This window comes from Nostoc sp. JL34, assembly GCF_017114945.1.
GTDB lineage: Bacteria > Cyanobacteriota > Cyanobacteriia > Cyanobacteriales > Nostocaceae > Nostoc.
In genome coordinates, this window is the sequence record NZ_JABXKQ010000065.1 from 1 (window position 1) to 15762 (window position 15762).

14 protein-coding genes are annotated in these 15762 nt (G+C 39.3%); 12 read left to right on the forward strand and 2 right to left on the reverse strand.

The window, feature by feature from the left end:
* The first annotated feature begins 79 nt into the window (after positions 1–79).
* Together HWQ44_RS13395 and HWQ44_RS13400 are read left to right on the forward strand one after the other, a co-directional pair.
* Positions 80–1468 carry a DUF4419 domain-containing protein gene (locus HWQ44_RS13395; RefSeq protein WP_292719311.1) on the forward strand — a complete coding sequence of 463 codons (1389 nt, stop codon included), beginning with the start codon at positions 80–82 and terminating at the stop codon, positions 1466–1468.
* 432 nt (positions 1469–1900) lie between these two features.
* The gene (locus HWQ44_RS13400) at positions 1901–2431 is read left to right on the forward strand and encodes a type IV pilin-like G/H family protein (RefSeq protein WP_292719233.1); all 531 of its coding nucleotides are present in this window, start codon (positions 1901–1903) and stop codon (positions 2429–2431) included.
* A 110-nt stretch (positions 2432–2541) separates the two neighbouring features.
* Here the strand turns inward: HWQ44_RS13400 and HWQ44_RS13405 are convergent, their stop codons facing one another.
* Entirely contained in the window at positions 2542–3048 is a 507-nt protein-coding gene (locus HWQ44_RS13405; protein ID WP_292719235.1) for a hypothetical protein, read from the reverse strand.
* Between the two features lie 684 nt (positions 3049–3732).
* Here HWQ44_RS13405 and HWQ44_RS13410 point away from each other — a divergent pair.
* From HWQ44_RS13410 to HWQ44_RS13420, 3 genes are all read left to right on the forward strand, one after another.
* Complete coding sequence (locus tag HWQ44_RS13410; protein ID WP_292719237.1) at positions 3733–3900, forward strand: CopG family transcriptional regulator; 168 nt, start codon at positions 3733–3735, stop codon at positions 3898–3900.
* A gap of 61 nt (positions 3901–3961) precedes the next feature.
* Positions 3962–4741 carry a DUF559 domain-containing protein gene (locus HWQ44_RS13415; protein ID WP_292719238.1) on the forward strand — a complete coding sequence of 260 codons (780 nt, stop codon included), beginning with the start codon at positions 3962–3964 and terminating at the stop codon, positions 4739–4741.
* Positions 4742–4744: 3 nt separating this feature from the next.
* A complete protein-coding gene (locus HWQ44_RS13420; RefSeq protein ID WP_292719240.1) occupies positions 4745–4969 on the forward strand; it encodes a hypothetical protein in 225 nt (74 codons plus the stop codon).
* A gap of 330 nt (positions 4970–5299) precedes the next feature.
* On the opposite strand, the gene HWQ44_RS13425 is transcribed toward HWQ44_RS13420, so the two are convergent.
* Positions 5300–6238: a pentapeptide repeat-containing protein gene (locus tag HWQ44_RS13425; RefSeq protein ID WP_292719242.1), complete on the reverse strand. Its 939-nt coding sequence runs from the start codon at positions 6236–6238 to the stop codon at positions 5300–5302.
* Positions 6239–6625: 387 nt separating this feature from the next.
* On the opposite strand from HWQ44_RS13425, the gene HWQ44_RS13430 reads away from it, so the two are divergent.
* The 7 genes from HWQ44_RS13430 to HWQ44_RS13460 all read left to right on the forward strand — a co-directional run bounded on the left by HWQ44_RS13430 (position 6626) and on the right by HWQ44_RS13460 (position 15683).
* The gene (locus HWQ44_RS13430) at positions 6626–6814 is read left to right on the forward strand and encodes a hypothetical protein (RefSeq protein WP_292719244.1); all 189 of its coding nucleotides are present in this window, start codon (positions 6626–6628) and stop codon (positions 6812–6814) included.
* A 305-nt stretch (positions 6815–7119) separates the two neighbouring features.
* A complete protein-coding gene (locus HWQ44_RS13435) occupies positions 7120–11145 on the forward strand; it encodes a RecQ family ATP-dependent DNA helicase (protein WP_292719246.1) in 4026 nt (1341 codons plus the stop codon).
* A gap of 30 nt (positions 11146–11175) precedes the next feature.
* Positions 11176–12141 carry a 3'-5' exonuclease gene (locus tag HWQ44_RS13440; protein ID WP_292719248.1) on the forward strand — a complete coding sequence of 322 codons (966 nt, stop codon included), beginning with the start codon at positions 11176–11178 and terminating at the stop codon, positions 12139–12141.
* A gap of 297 nt (positions 12142–12438) precedes the next feature.
* On the forward strand, positions 12439–13047 hold the full coding sequence (locus tag HWQ44_RS13445) for a hypothetical protein (RefSeq protein WP_292719250.1): 609 nt from the start codon (positions 12439–12441) through the stop codon (positions 13045–13047).
* 179 nt (positions 13048–13226) lie between these two features.
* Positions 13227–13409 carry a hypothetical protein gene (locus HWQ44_RS13450; protein ID WP_292719252.1) on the forward strand — a complete coding sequence of 61 codons (183 nt, stop codon included), beginning with the start codon at positions 13227–13229 and terminating at the stop codon, positions 13407–13409.
* Positions 13410–13456: 47 nt separating this feature from the next.
* Entirely contained in the window at positions 13457–14488 is a 1032-nt protein-coding gene (locus tag HWQ44_RS13455; protein ID WP_292719254.1) for a WD40 repeat domain-containing protein, read from the forward strand.
* Positions 14489–14615: 127 nt separating this feature from the next.
* Positions 14616–15683, forward strand: a complete 1068-nt coding sequence (locus HWQ44_RS13460) for a WD40 repeat domain-containing protein (protein WP_292719256.1) — start codon at positions 14616–14618, stop codon at positions 15681–15683.
* Positions 15684–15762 lie beyond the last annotated feature (79 nt).

The window sequence follows — 15762 nt, forward strand, 5'->3', positions numbered from 1 at the left end:
TTCTTCTGCTTAATTTTTTGTTACATACTTATAAAATTTCACCACGACTTACTTAATTCAAGACAAAGGTATTCATTCGCTGGCATTTGCTGTTCATGCTGCTTTTAGCGAACATCGCCCGTTATTATTAACACCTGACATCATTTGGATAACGTTAGCTCAAGGATTTGCTCAACATATCAACAATAATGCAGAAACTTTGCGTTCGCGTTTTGTTCGTCACCAAGGCAAGCAAGAACTGGTAGTTAAGGCTTTACAAATCCCCCAACAAACCCAGCACTGGAGTGAGGCAGTTCAAAACTGGGCATTGCTTATCCGCGACCATGTAGGGTCTGACCTGTATCGATTGATAGAGTGTAACTTCAGTACTACAACACCCATCACTCGCACAGCCAGTCATGTCGTGATGATGAATACCTTCCAAAAGTATTTTGACTACCTAATGTATTGCATTTGCGGTATTCCTGAGATTACACTGCTGGGTACTGTAGAAGATTGGCAAAGTATTTGCGCTCGCATCCAAATCATGGCTGAGTATGACTTGGATTGGTGGACAGATCGCTTAATGCCAATTTGCCGAGAATTTGTGGAAACAGCTTCAGGTAGACCATCGCTCTTGTTTTGGCGCAGCATCTACAAGCCTAAAGCTGTTTATGGCGGTGAACTAATTACTGGCTGGTTGAGTGATTTATTTCCTTATATTAAACATTCAGTAACTAAAGCTCCCTCACTCAGAAATCCCGTTTTGGAAATAGATCGCTGCTCCTTGCCTAACGGGTCATCATCCTCCGAACAAACATTCAGCCACGAAACTCGCGGTATTAGTGCTAATAGCTTGCCTTTAGGACTTTCTCAAGCTCCATTTCGTCTTCAAATGGCAGGTGAGAAAGGATATTCTTTAGAACTACTCGCTGGTTTCATTGGCGTTCGTCAAGATTCTCAATCGCAAACTTTACAACCTGAAATTGGTTGGGCAGTGCGCGAATGTAACAATGATTTTGCACAGTTACTCGACGAAGTTCAACAGCAGCACCTGACACAACCGCCGATTAACTGGTCTGACTTTCGCAGCTATGGTGAGGGAGTTGGCAAAGAACATATCGAAATGCTAGAGCGATTCGATGGTGCGACACTTTACCCTAATAGTAGTCATTTTTGGCAAATTCCTCAATATAATTGTCATAAAATTTACGAAATTTCTCAACCAAAATCTTTTACCTGTTATGCAACTCATCTGATGGATCTTGAAGATGGTCGTTGTATTGCTTACTTCTTTAATACTGACAAGCGCGAATGTTGCATACTTTTGGGGCAGCCGATTTTAGAGAGCAATCAGCTTTCAGATCCTGTAATTATTGCTAATAGCATTCCAGAACTTTTTAAGCGCATATTTCAAGCTCAGGGGCAGTACTACTTTGACGATGCTAACTTTGAGGTTGTCCAATTTAAATATGAATTACTGCTTTGACCGGAAGACTAGAGGTACTAAAAGATAAGCCGCTGTACCTTTAATTTACATAAAATGTAAATTAGACAATTATTATATTTACTGCCATGCCAGCTAAAGGTTTTCTCATTCCTATTTTGTCACTTTCGGCAGAAAATAATCTGTAACCCTTGCCCAGATAGAATTTTACTTATAGAGCTTTGTTTGGAATTTTCTATTAGTTTGCGATCGCTAATCTTCCTATTAAATCTAGGTTTCATCGTTTAGCTTCAATTTTGATTTCCTGAAAGTGACAAAAGAGAGATTAGATATATCTCTGTTCAATCATGCTGATGAAGATAACAAAATTTTATCGTTTTGCCTAAAACAGTTTAACTCAGTATGAATACTATCCCAATGAAGGGTAGAATGCGGCTATTTATGAAATATGCACTATTAGTTTTAAAGTTGTATATGTCTAATGTAAATAAGCCAAGTAACCATAGCAACAATATTTTTCAAAAAATCTTGTTAATTATTGGAACTGGAGGATTATTACTTGGGATTCCGATTATGTTCATTCGAGTTCCACCAAGCTGTGGCTGTGGTGATAGCAGTAAAGCTACAGTTGGAAGATTTATTAATGCACAACAAGCATATTTCTCGGAGAAATCAGCTTTTGCTCAATCGTATAGGTTGTTAGAACTTGGAGATGGAGATGCACCAACAGCTACAAGCCGCTATCGATATACCGTAGACATGAGTAAGGATAAGTCATTTATATATGCAACTCCGATAAAAGAATTCCCAACTGATGTATTTCAATTAGGACTGACTAAACAGGGCTTCAACAGCCTGATAGGTGCAGTTGCTTACGAGCAAAAAAATAAAACTACTATTTCAATAATGTGCCGCTCCGAAAAACAGACTTTAGCTTATCCTCCCAGACCTATTTTTAAACAAGGTAATTTTAGCTGCCCTATCGGTTTTGAAAGTATCAAATAAAATAGTATGCAAAGTTAACTACTTAATTAATCTCCTGATTATGTAAGAAAGTTTACAACTAATTAAGCGATGGCGCAGAGCGTTTAGTATAAACAGTTTTGATGGTTGCCCTAATATAGCGTGTGTAACGTTCCAATCCAAACATCTCCTGTTTTAATAGCAAAGTACCTATCACCATTCTGGAGAAAACCTGACCTGTAAGCTTTTTGTTTGATTTTGTTAATTTCTGCTTCACTTAGCTGGTCAATCTTTTCATAAAAATAACTCTCTTCGGCGTGGAGTTCCCACTGAAAATTTTCAAGACTGAAGTTGTTAATTTTATATTTTTCAAATGGAAATGCTCTCTTTTCGTTGCTCTTTGTAAAAGTATTGTTATATCCAACAATCCAATCTCCAGTTGCTGCTACAACTTGAGAGTTAAAAAAATGATGGTCAAACAACCATATCTTTAAGTAAAAAGGCTCTCTCCACTCCTGAAGTTTTTTGTGCCAATTTAAATAAATCTCTATTAAAGCCTCTAGTATTAATCGTTTGTACCAAATGGGAGGATTTCTTTTTACTAAGCGATACCAGGGGTCAATAGTGATCTTGACATAATCTCGTTGAGACTTGTGCAATTTTGCTGTATCTAGGGTGAGATTGTAATTCTTCCAATAGTTAATTTTTCTAATCTGCTTTTTCCAGCCTCGAATCTTTTTTTTATTACTGTACGGGTTTGACATTGCAATTCTACAGGAGCTAACTAATCTATTACTGTAGTATGTATATATTTGGCTTCGAGTTACTTTATATAAACCTGAAAGCTAGCGCAAAAACACAAACCACTAAATCCCGGATTTCTTACCATACCTCGAATGGAGGAGTAATTAGTAGTGAGTAGTGAGTAAAGTCTTCACTTATTACTCATTACTTGTTACTGAGTATTTACTATTACTCATCATCAAACGCAAAGGAGCTTGTGAGAAATGCGGGTAAATGTGTGTAGGCGCAGCCCGTGGTTTAACTCAGATTGGTTCAAAATTGCCTCTAGCAATCCAGTCGGTAAGCTGCTAGTTACCATGTATTTACACTGAATGCTTAATTACAGAAAAACTTTTAGCTTATGTTCTACTCATAATTATTGCCTTTAAATTACTTAATCTTCATCACTTAAACTAAATTTAAACTCTTCACTACGGCTTTACACTTATTAATGTTTACTTTACAGCTTCTTGAGGCTAATATCATTACTTTTATCATTGTGATAACAGTTTGAATGATTGATATTAGAGAAGTAGTTTTAATTTGAGTTGATTAAATCAGTGAATAAGAAATGGGCGACTAAACGACTCACAATTAATCTGGCATCAGGGGAAGCAGAAAAATTAGAAAAATACTGCTCAATCACAGGACGACCAGCAACCGATGTGATTCGAGAGTTGATTCGTTCTTTGGCTATCGAAGAAGTACCCTCTCAAGATAACAAATAATAGCTAGACTGAGATACTTTCTCATTACGTCTAAACGTAGCAATAGAGATGATGAATTAAAATGGTTCAGGGAATAGAGCATCAAGTCAAAGGTAATTCTATTGTACCGATCGGGGGAAAACTTCCGTATTATTTAGAATTGCAGACAAGTAAGCTATTAGATTTACTAGTTGTAATCTCTAGAAAAAATGACAATGATAAAAACTTAAGAACAAAAATTAACAGGTATTTGTATTCAAAAACTACACCTGGATATTATGTAGAAATTAATGAACATTTACACTTAGCTTATGCAGATCAGCGTGATGGACATGGTACTAAGCACTGGTGGCGATTATTTTTTGATAGTTCTTACAAAGAGCAGGTAGAACAGTTTACTCGCGGAAGTGCCTTGACTGTACCGGGAAAAGATACGCCACATAATGATACTGACTCTGGACGAGAAGTTAAGACTGATGTAAACCCTTTGTATGAATGGGGAGGAATGTACTTTCGCTCCAAACCCGAAATCAAAATTGCTGAAGAACTGGATAACAAAGGTGTCTTATTCTTTGCTAATGCGTGGGGTCGAATTGGACGACAAGGTTCTCCTATATCTGATGCAAGCGGTTGGCTTACAGGACGCATTGAAGTTGACTTTTTGGCGTTTTATAAAGGTAAGTGCATGATATTGGAGGTAGATGGTAATCACCATCAAGAATCTTTACAAATAACCAGAGATTATGTGCGAGATAGGGTGCTATTGCGAGAAGGTATTCCTACAGTTAGGTTTGCAGCTAAAGAATGCTTTGAGCAACCTGAAAATGTTGTGATTGAGTTTTTGAATATGTTTTTAGTCTAATTTATGAGTCAATACCCAATTATTTTGATTCCTGTGGGAATTGAGAGAGCTAAATCAGTGCTGCCACCAGCACCCATACCTCCAGATCCACCACAACAACCGGGGACAAAGCCACTATCTCTTGCATTGAAGCCAAATAGCCGCGCTCAGAATCGTGGGGCTGGGCATCACTGTGCCAAAACGGGAAAATTGTACTCTAAGGAACTGATGCTAACCTCAACGCTATAAAAATTATTTGTTTTGAGCAAATGGCATACCTGCATTTATCACTTTTGACTCGAATTAGTCTTGGGAGATGGTGCAGAGTATTGGTAGTACTCTGCACCAATCAATTGAGGGTAAACAGCCGCTCACGGGTGCTGTAGAAAACCGAGGGGCTAAGATGCTTGCTGGACAAGGCTTTTAGCCTTAGCGTACAATTTTCCCGTTTTGGCACGGTGATGCCAGCAAAGCTCAATTCCCAAAATCCATCTTGAACTAAGAATTTGATATGGGAACTTTTAAAACGATAAGCTGGTTACAGATACAGAACTTAACTTTAACTATGGATATTCTCGCTCAAAAAGTACGAGTCAGAATAGCTTTTCTAAAATCCGTACTTTTAAGTATGACTCCTGTAAAATTAGCATCAGTTAAATCAGCACTGCGAAAGCTTGTACCACCAAAGGTTGCAAAAACAACAGCAACGTTGCGAATAATGGCGTATTTTTCATCTCCTTTCATTGCCCTCCTAGCAATGTAAATACTAAGTATAGCTACGGTAAAAGCGATGGCGAAGGTGACGACGAAGGACAAACCTGCCGCTGCGAGGAAGACGATGGATTCGGCTCCACTTCTGGCTAAGATGAAAACCAAGGCAATGGCGAAGACTAAGGCTCCAGCAACGGCTCCAGTGACGGACAAGGCCAAGGCAATGGCGAAGATTAAGGCTTCGGCTAAGTCCAGTCCTAATGCGACAGTGACGAGCAGACCAAGAACAACTGTAATGGCGAAGGGCAAGGCGACGGCGGAGGAAAAGGCGAAGACTAAGGCGATGACGAGAGCGATGGCAACCACTAAGGTAACGGCTAATGCGATGGCGACGGCGAAGGAAAAGACCCCAGCTAAATCCAAGGCTAAGGCAAAGGCAACAATGAGGGCGACGGTGAAAGCGAAGGCTAAGGCTAAGGCGACGGCTCCGATGAGGGCAACGACTAAGGCAGTCCAGCCTGAAACCTTAGTCTCTAAAGTTGAGCTATTAAATATAGAAACTATCAAGCCTCCAGTGATGGCTAAGAAAAATCCTGAAATTCCAGAGAGCAACCACGAAACACAAACTAGAAAACTAACCCAACCCTTTTGCAGTCCAGCTTTTGCATTGCTAAAGTTAGTCCCTCTTAGAATAGCATCCGTAAAATCTGCTCCTCGAATATCCGCATCACTAAAGTTTGCCCCAGCCAAGTTTTGACCTTTAAAAGAACGACCTCTGAGATTTTGACCGGAAAAGTCTTGGGGCATGGCTGGGCTGCTAAAAGTAAGGATTTATACAAAATAAATCTAGGATATACGCTTTTTCGGGATTTAGGGCAATATTTCTCTAGAAGCGAGTAAATAATGGGCTGTGCCAAAATTCCGATTGCTCTTAGCTACTGTTAGATGATTCACTATTGGGCACAGTTGAAATCAGTTCACCGTGCAATATAAAACTGCCCTAGACGAAAGCTAGAGCAGTTTTTGATAGAAGTAAATTATATAGGAGACAATTAGCGTTGTCCCCAGTTTATCCATAGTAGATACCGTTATATAATACTATTCACCTCAAGTTTCGTGCTTTACGCAAAAAACGAATAATCTTGAAGTTGGCATTACAAAGTTTAGAAGTCAGCACAAGCCAGCGTATCACAGATGGCATCCGCGAATTTGAGCTTCTTCCTTGGCAGGGCAGAGGACATGATTGCTGGTGATGGGCTGCTGATGAGTGGGAATCTGGGGATAGAGGAAGTAGCGATCGCTAGTCCATCGTCTCCCAAATCGATTGATTATCCCAAGATTACCGAAAGCCCTGTTGGTGTGGCTTGTTGCAGTGATGAGTAGCGTGTTGGTGGGAAATCTGGCGCGAAGATTCGGTTTGGGAGCTTTTGTGTTAGAAAAGCTACTGTTGAGGGAAAACTGAAAACAAGACCCTGTTTTGAAGATTTTGATTGTAATTCATCAGCCGAACGCTACAAATTACACAACAGAATTGGCAACGCATACATGAGTTGTATAAGTAGTATCTTTGTACTATTTATTGACAAATAAATACTTGTTGCTAAAATTTTTGAACAAAGTCAGGGTAAGTTGGATTAGTAATTTTTTAGAAATGAAATTGCGAAAAAGCAATCTAATCAGGGATTCTCATGCAAGATTTATCAAATATTGACTTATTTTATGCTTATTTAGACTTAGAAATTAATAGTGAAAATAATATATACCGCATCGGATTGGTATCTCTGAATTTAACAAAAGATTTTTATCAAGAAAATCTAAATCAAGCTTACGAAGAAATGAGGAAGCTGAAGAATAGTAATTTAGCAGTATGCGGTCACAACTTCCGCCGCTTTGATTACTCTTATCTGATTGAGCAAGAACCTCAATTATCTTCTTGGCATATAATTGACACTTTAGAACTATCAATACTCGCTTTCCCCCTACAGCATTCGCATAAGCTAAATAAAGACTATAAGCAAAGTGAATTTTCAAGTAATAATCCTCTAGAAGACGCGCAGGCAACCCGATTATTACTTGGTCAACAATTAGAAGCACTATTTAAAAAGCCTGATGAAGTACAACAGGTATATATTTGGCTCCTGACTTGTGGTTGCGAAGATGCAGACCTTGCATATCAACAATTTTTCAGCGATCGCCTTGGTTTGAAGATTGAACAACCCGCCATAGAAATGCTGCCAGAGACAATGCTAAAGGGAATAAATCAATCCTATTTGCAGCAGGTATGGTCTAGTCCACAAACTTATGATTTTGAGACAAGATTATGCGTGGCGGGATTACTGGCTTGGAACTATGAGTGCAATGTCAATGAATCGAAGCAGGTTTTTTGTGATTGGCTCAGACATTTAAATGGTTTCCAAGCTATACTTGAGAATTTGCGTCCTTTAAGTACAGATGAATTCGCTATCAGCTCTTACTTGGAATATTTTGAAATTCCCAGTTTTCGACCTTTGCAAGAAGAAGCTGTCCAAGCAATTATTAATAATGAGCGTCCGCTTGTTCTCATGCCTACTGGTGGTGGTAAATCTTTATGCTATCAATTACCAGCTTTCATGTTCCACGAAAGGCACAAAGCGCTGACTGTTGTCATTTCGCCGCTCCAAGCACTAATGGCAGATCAGGTAGCAGATTTAGAACAAGCTGGGTTTTTCTTCGCCACCTTCATTAATGGTAATCTCTCAGCAGCAGAACGTCGTCAGCGATTATCAGAACTGCGTTCTGGTTCCAAAGGGTTGCTGTACATCAGCCCTGAGCAATTGCGGTCAATGAGTATTCGGGCATTGTTAGAACAGCGCCCTCCGGTTCTTTGGGTGATTGATGAGGCTCACTGTGTTAGCCAATGGGGCCATGATTTTCGTCCCGATTACCGTTATATCCCGAAATTTATTCATGAATTATATCAAGAGCGGCAGCTTGCAATGCCTTTGTTAGCTTTAATGACAGCAACAGCAACAGTTGCTGTTATTGAAGATATTAAAGAGCTATTTGCCCAACATGAACTAAATATAAATCGTACAATTGATGGGGCAACACCAAGAGATAATCTAACTTTCAATGTGATTCCAGTAGCAGGGAATAAAGAGCAAGTTTTGTTGAATCAAGTAAAAGAATATCTTAAACTAGGTGGTAGTACTCTGATTTATACTACTACCCGCAAAAATGCTCAAAAGCTGGCAGAACTTCTCAAACAAAGTCACATTGAAGCTAAATACTATCATGGGAAACTTGCAAAAGAACAAAAACAACAAGTTTTGCAAGAATTCAAATCAGGTAAATTAAATGTAGTTACTGCAACTTGTGCTTTTGGTATGGGCATAAACCGTAAAGATGTACGCGTTGTCATTCACCATTGCATGAGCGCCAATTTAGAAGGTTATATCCAAGAGGCTGGACGAGCAGGACGCGACGGCAAAAAACCATCAATTTGTACTTTACTCTTTGATCCAAAAGATGCTGATACAGTTTTTCGTTTGCAAAGTTTGAACCAACTGAGCGAACAAGATTTGAAAAATGTCTTGATCTCCACCAGACATATCCGCAATCTCACTTTTGGCAGTGCTAGAGATGATTGGTTTTGGGTGACAACCAATGAAATTTTTCAACTGGGCGACTTTGATGAAGAGTTTGGTGAAGAATCAGAGCAGCAAAATACTAAGATTAAAGCAGGGTTACATTACTTAGAAAAATTTGGTTTATTAGAACGAGCCGAGAACTTTTCAAGCTTTATCGAATTTGAACTAAGCCATAATACCTTTGCTGAGTCTATAGAGCAGTTTGAAAAATACAGCCGGATGAAGGATTTATCCCGGTTTGAAGCAGATAACTTTGAGCGGCTGATTCAGGCAATGCATATTGCGAAAGCTTATTGTAATAGTAATGATGAACCGTTCCCCCTCGACCGCCTCAGTGATGAAGCTGGAATTAGCTTACATGACCTGACTGCTAGAATCCGGGAACTGCAAAAGGCTGAAGTCTGTTCTTTTGAAATACCAATTACACTTGTGATTACTAAGGGTGTAAGAGGAGATGCCCGTAATAATCATGAACGCATTCGCCAGTTAGAAGACCAATTACTCCAAGTGCTTAATGAGTTGTTTGGTAATGAAAATGAAATACAAATAAATCTGCGTGGACTTGCTTCTCGACTTGACCCAGACAATAGTAAAAAAATCAGAGCATCTAACATCATAGATATTTTGGAAGGTTGGGTTGCTCAAAAATGGCTAAAGTTAAGTAGAATTTCTAGTGATGTGGTTCGCTTAGGAGAGATGGAAGTTGCAGAGCATTTACCTGAGCATAAAATTCTCACAACTACAGTATTGGAAGTTTTATATCAAGCATTGAAAGATACAACAGGGGCGAGATTATCTCTGAAGTACGAATTAGGTAAACTTGCTAAAGAAGTTACCCAAAAAAGCCAACTTGACTGGAATAATGAAGAGTTAGAAGTTATTCTTTTGTGGCTCCACCAGAGAAAAATCATTCGATTAAGTGATGGGCTTAATCTCTTTCAACAGTCGCTGAAAGTCCGTGTAATAAAAAACGCAAGTGTTTCCAGAGTAAAACGCCGTTACCCTGAAGTTGAAGCTCACTATGATGAACAAACTCGTCGCACCCATTACATGGTGAAGTATGGTCAGTTAAAGTTAGATGAACAGCGTCAGCAATTTGTTCGTGATTACTTTGGTACAAATCAAGAAGAATTCGTTTCAAAGTACCAATTTTTGGCACAAGAGATTACCAGACCGATTCTTCCAGAAGATTACAACCGTATTCTAGAACCGCTTAACCCTGCTCAAAAAGACATTGTTTTAGCTTCACACCCAACAATGGCAGTGATAGCAGGCCCTGGTTCTGGTAAAACAAAAACTATTGTTCACCGGATTGCTTATCTTACAAAGGTTAAGCGAGTTGAGCCGAAGCGTATTCTTGTTTTAGCTTACAACCGTAATGCAGCTAGAGAATTACGGTTGCGGTTGCGTAATCTGATTGGCGAACAAGCATCACGAATTCGGGTCTTTACTTTCCACGGTTTAGCCTTATCACTTTTGGGACGGACGGTAGGTGAATACAGAGGAACTCAGACAATAAATTTTGATCAGCTTTTGGTTGAAGCTTGCGAATTAATTGAAAAAGGCGAAGAATTTGAAGATGCAGATGAAGATACTCAGGCACGGCGAATTCAATTATTAGGAAAATTAGAATATATATTTGTTGATGAATACCAAGATGTCACTGAGAAAGAATATCGTTTAATTAAGTCAATTTCTGGCTTAAATCAATCTGAGGATAAAACCCAGTCGGTACAAATTAATCTCTGTGTTATTGGAGATGATGACCAAAATATTTTTACGTTTCAAGGTGCTGATACTAGATATATCCTCCAATTCCAAGAAGAGTATAAAGCAAAACGATTACTACTTAACGAAAATTACCGTTCTACAGAAAATATTATTGAAACTGCTAATTGTCTTATACAAAATAACTTAATACGCTGCAAACAGGCTCCAGAAGAGCAAGTTCGTATTAACTCTGAACGCCAAGGATTGAGAGGAGAGGCAGTCTCCGCTTTAAAGTTCAATAATTTATCACAACAAGCAGGATGGGTTAAAGACAAAATTCAATCTTGGGTCAACGTAGGGATTGCTCCTCATTAAATCGCTATTTTAGCTAGTCGTTGGGATGATTTGAGTCCTATCCGCTTGCTTTTAGAAAGAGAAAGTATATCTACTTATGCACTGAAAAATAATACTATTCCACTACTAAAAAACCGTTGTACTCGTCTACTAATTAATGCTTTGCAGAAAGACTATAGTCTAGTTTTAAATTCTGAAGAATTAGTTCAGAGAAGATTTGAGGCGTTTTTTGAACGTACTGGTCGTAGCTTAACAGAACCTACTGTTAAAATCTTAATAAATATCGCTAGAGATTTAGATAAAGAACGAGGCTATGGGTCTGAAGATATTGTACTACCTATTAGTATTGATGAAATATTGACTGCTATATTTGAGTTTAATGGAAATGGTGAATCATTCTTAGAAGAGAACTCAGTTTTAGTCACTAGCTGTCATGCTTCAAAAGGTTTGGAGTTCCGTAAAACCATACTTTTAGGTGATGGATTTAAAACTAATTGTAATGAGATGGAATCAGAACGACGACTCTTTTATGTTGCTATGACTCGCGCCAAAGAAGAATTAATTGTTTGTTCTACTCAGCAGAATTTATTTGTACAGCAAGCTGGTTTAACTTCAGAGGTTATTGATTATAGTGAAACTCAACTTCCTCAGTTAATGCGTTACTTTGATTTAGCTCCAGGTAATGTTTATTTAGGATATCAAAGTACTCAAAATAGACAAAATGTTATTAAAAATTTATGTGAGGGTGATATTCTTGAGTTAAGAGCAAATAACCATAATAATGCTTGGAGAATTTTCACACTAAATAATGATGAAATTGGTTGTCTATCAAAGAGGGGAACACAACTTCTTAAGCATAAAGGTATTTTCCCTGGACAGTTCCAGTTTCAGCCTGGTGAAGTAACAGTCCGATATGTATATCACCATACTAAGAGAGATGATATAACAGGAGAAATTTCGGAGAATTGGTTTGTTGTAATTCCACAAATTCGAGTATGTAGAAATGCCAAAAATTAAATTTATGGCGATCGCTGCTACCCTCCGCGCCCATTCCTTTCCAGGTTCGGTTGGACGATATCGGATTTGATGAACCCAACTACCTTGTTCCTAATATCGCTAGTCTTTCAAGTGTCTCGATCTCACCTACTACTTCTGGAAATTGATTTTTGACTTCTTGAAGATTCATAGATTGGGGTAAAAATAGCGTCGCCCACACTAGGGGCTTATTGGCTGAAAGTATTACTATTCATCTTAAATTGAATTGTCAATGGCTGTAACCAATAAATTCAAGTATGCTGAATTTATCAGTAAAGAGTGCGGATTCCACAGGAGATAGCTTTGTTGAATATCAACTTTTCTTTTTGTATCTGGTTAAAACAAGGTTATACAGTCATTGGAGTTTTATTGCTTGCTATGTCTATTACAGCTTGCAATAACTCTGCTAGATCACAACTAGCATCTGGCAATCGCCCAACGCTGGCAAATCTTTCGGACACCTCTAATCCATCTTCTCCACCCGCCTCTGGCACACAAAATCCTGACAATAACCAGTCCCAAGAACAACAAGCAGTCCAACTGATTCATGATTATTACGATGCCATCGCACGTCGTGACTATAAACAAGCTTACTTGGCTTGGGATGGAGATGGTACTGCCAGTAAGCAATCATTTGAGGAATTTCAGCAGAGTTTTGCTAACATCGTATCCATTGTTGAAGAAGTCGGAAAACCGGGTTCTTTAGAAGGGGCAGCAGGCTCGCTATATATTGAAATTCCCGTTACTGTTACGAGTGTTACTAGCAATGGAACTCCACAGCGTTTTCGTGGTAGCTATAAGCTGCGAAGAGTCAATAACGTTCCTGGCTCAACTCCAAACCAACGTAGATGGCATATCTACTCGGACAATATTTCTCTTGAGCAGTAATTGGTTCTAGAAAAATCCTGAATCAGCCTGAATGCTCTGTTACTTCCTTTGAAACGTCAACTCTCCCTAGTCGAAATCAGATTAAATATTTTGTATAAACAAGTAAATTTGTTTCTACGCTCAAACTCAGAAGCATCAAAACCCTGGTAATAGGTGATGTCAGATAGGGAAAGAGCATTATGAAAATGAGATTATTAGCGTTGATACTGATCGGACTGTGCGAGAAAATTTTGGAAGCGATCGCACGTTGTTTAGCGGATCTGACAAAATCGCACAGCTCCGGTGGGGAAGATACAGCAGCAACTAATGCAGCTTGTGACTTGAAGAGTCTTTCGCTACATCCCACACCCTATACCCCATAACCTGTTTGCGATCAATTCAACTACCTACCGAAAAGAGAACAGAGCTAATGTTAGACAACTGGTTGAGCAAAAAACAGATATGGTTGCTGCGTGGTGTAGCGATTATAATTTTTTTGATACAAGTCGGAGCATATTTGTGGAGCAGTTACCGAGCAACGAATATCTGCAAGTTGTCGCAGCCTCATTCCCAGTATTGCGATTTGACAGTAGTACGGAAGTTAAGTGGAGTAGCAGAAGCGATCGCCCTTTCTTCTGATGGTCACACCTTAGTGGGCGGCGGTGGCAAAAGCTTTAGCGTCTGGCATCTGCCAAGTCAGCAGCCGCAATTAACTCTCAAAGGAGACGCGAATGATATTTATGACCTTGCGCTTTCTGCTGATGGTCAGACTTTGGTGAGTGGGAGTTTAGACAAGACCATTAAGGTGTGGAATTTAGCGACTGGAAAACTCAAATTTACGCTCAAAGGGCATTCTGAAGTTGTAAATGCACTGGTGATCACACCCAATCAGCAAACAATTGTGAGTGCCAGTTCCGACAACACCATTAAGATATGGAATTTGGCGACTGGAAAATTAACAAGCACATTGGCACAAACACCGAATGCTGTAATAACTTTGGCGCTGACTCCAGATGGCAAGACTTTGGTTAGTGGCGATTACTCCAATCGCATCACTGTATGGGATCTGGGAACTGGACGAAAGCGCACCACTTTGACTGGACATTATGGTGCAGTATCTGCTTTAGCCATTAGTCGTGACGGTCAGTTACTCGCTAGTGGTAGTGCCAAGCAAGTAAAAGTGTGGAACCTGACAACAGAAAAATTGTTGCAGGATTTTGGGGGCTTCTATTTTCCGCAGATCACCATCGCCTTTAGTCCTGATGGGCAATCTTTAATTACTGGTGGAGGATATAAACCATATCGGGTTTGGAATCTGGTAACAGGAAATATGGAAGCAACTCTGCCCGATGTTAGCAACTGGTCGGGGGCAATGGTATTTAGTAGGGATGGCAAGACTTTGTTTAGTGCAACAGAGGACGGAATTACAGAGTGGAAAATTCCTGCACCAAGCCACCAGTAAAAGAATGTTTGAAAAGTTATGAGAGTGGAAGAACCAATTGATTAACTAAGATTTGATTTGCTCTATTTATAAGCGATCGCGTCCCATCCAATGGGAACTATGTTATGTAATTGCGTTCCTTGGCACCATGAAATTATTGCATTTTCTCAAATCCAGACCAGTCATTATAGTTTTAGCAATTGCAGTAAACATCACTGGTATTGATGTACATTCTTCTAGTTCAAATCTTCCCATAGGCAAGAGTACAATTACTCAGTCCCAACTACAGATTCAACTTGTTCACACACTGACTGGGCATAAAAAAGTGACTTTTGGTGTTCGAGCAGTTGCGATTAGCTCTTCGGGGCAAACCCTGATTAGTGCAGGTAGAGATGATACAATTAAATTCTGGAATTTACGTACTGGGAAATTACTGCGTAGTTTAGACGCTCACTCAGATGGTATTACTTCAATAGCTATTAGTCCAGATGGTAAGCAAATTGTAACTGGTGGGATAACCACCCCAACAATGAAGGTTTGGGATTTACGCACTTTCCTTATGCTTGACAGCGACAGTGGACATACCCAACCGGTAGAAACCGTTGCGATTAGTTCAGATGGTAGGTTGATTGCTAGTGGCAGTGACGATGGCACAATCAAGCTTTGGGATTTACACACGCTTAAACTGCTTGATACTATTGCTGCACACTCAGGATTTGTGAGTAAAGTTGCATTTAGCCCTGATATGCAAACCCTTGTAAGTGCTGGGGGTGGCGATGATAATACAATTAGGCTGATTGATTTACAAACCAAAAAAACACGCCATATTCTCAAAGGACACAAAACTGGAGTTGATGCTATTGCCATTACTCCAGATAGCAAAAAGCTTGTTACTGGTAGTTTTGGTCAGCTAGTTTCTCGAAATCGTGCAATTAGTACCCTGAAGTTATGGAATCTTCAAACTGGAAAACTGCTGCATGACTTTAGTGATAATTTTAATTCAGTTGAATCTCTTGCCATCAGCCCCGATGGAAAAATTCTCATTTGCGGCAATTATGATGGCAGTATTAAACTGTGGAGCTTAGAGACTTTAAAGCCGTTGCATACCTTTCAAGATGGTTTCAGTTCTGTTTTAGGGCTTGCTTTGAGCCGGGATGGTAAAACCCTTGCTAGTAGCAATGAGGATAGCATTATACATATTTGGCAAATTAAATAACTGCATTAGCCCTATTTTTGGATGGCATATCTACTCGGACAATATTTCTCTTGAGCAGTAATTGGTTCTAGATTTCCCT

What these genes read in the sequence shown, in the direction of transcription:
- HWQ44_RS13400 (WP_292719233.1), top strand. Translation starts at nt 1,901, where the DNA reads ATGTCTAATGTAAATAAGCCAAGTAACCATAGCAACAATATTTTTCAA.
- HWQ44_RS13415 (WP_292719238.1), top strand. Translation starts at nt 3,962, where the DNA reads ATGGTTCAGGGAATAGAGCATCAAGTCAAAGGTAATTCTATTGTACCG.
- HWQ44_RS13420 (WP_292719240.1), top strand. Translation starts at nt 4,745, where the DNA reads ATGAGTCAATACCCAATTATTTTGATTCCTGTGGGAATTGAGAGAGCT.
- HWQ44_RS13425 (WP_292719242.1), bottom strand. Translation starts at nt 6,238, where the DNA reads ATGCCCCAAGACTTTTCCGGTCAAAATCTCAGAGGTCGTTCTTTTAAA.
- HWQ44_RS13430 (WP_292719244.1), top strand. Translation starts at nt 6,626, where the DNA reads ATGGCATCCGCGAATTTGAGCTTCTTCCTTGGCAGGGCAGAGGACATG.
- HWQ44_RS13435 (WP_292719246.1), top strand. Translation starts at nt 7,120, where the DNA reads ATGCAAGATTTATCAAATATTGACTTATTTTATGCTTATTTAGACTTA.
- HWQ44_RS13450 (WP_292719252.1), top strand. Translation starts at nt 13,227, where the DNA reads ATGAAAATGAGATTATTAGCGTTGATACTGATCGGACTGTGCGAGAAA.
- HWQ44_RS13455 (WP_292719254.1), top strand. Translation starts at nt 13,457, where the DNA reads ATGTTAGACAACTGGTTGAGCAAAAAACAGATATGGTTGCTGCGTGGT.
- HWQ44_RS13460 (WP_292719256.1), top strand. Translation starts at nt 14,616, where the DNA reads ATGAAATTATTGCATTTTCTCAAATCCAGACCAGTCATTATAGTTTTA.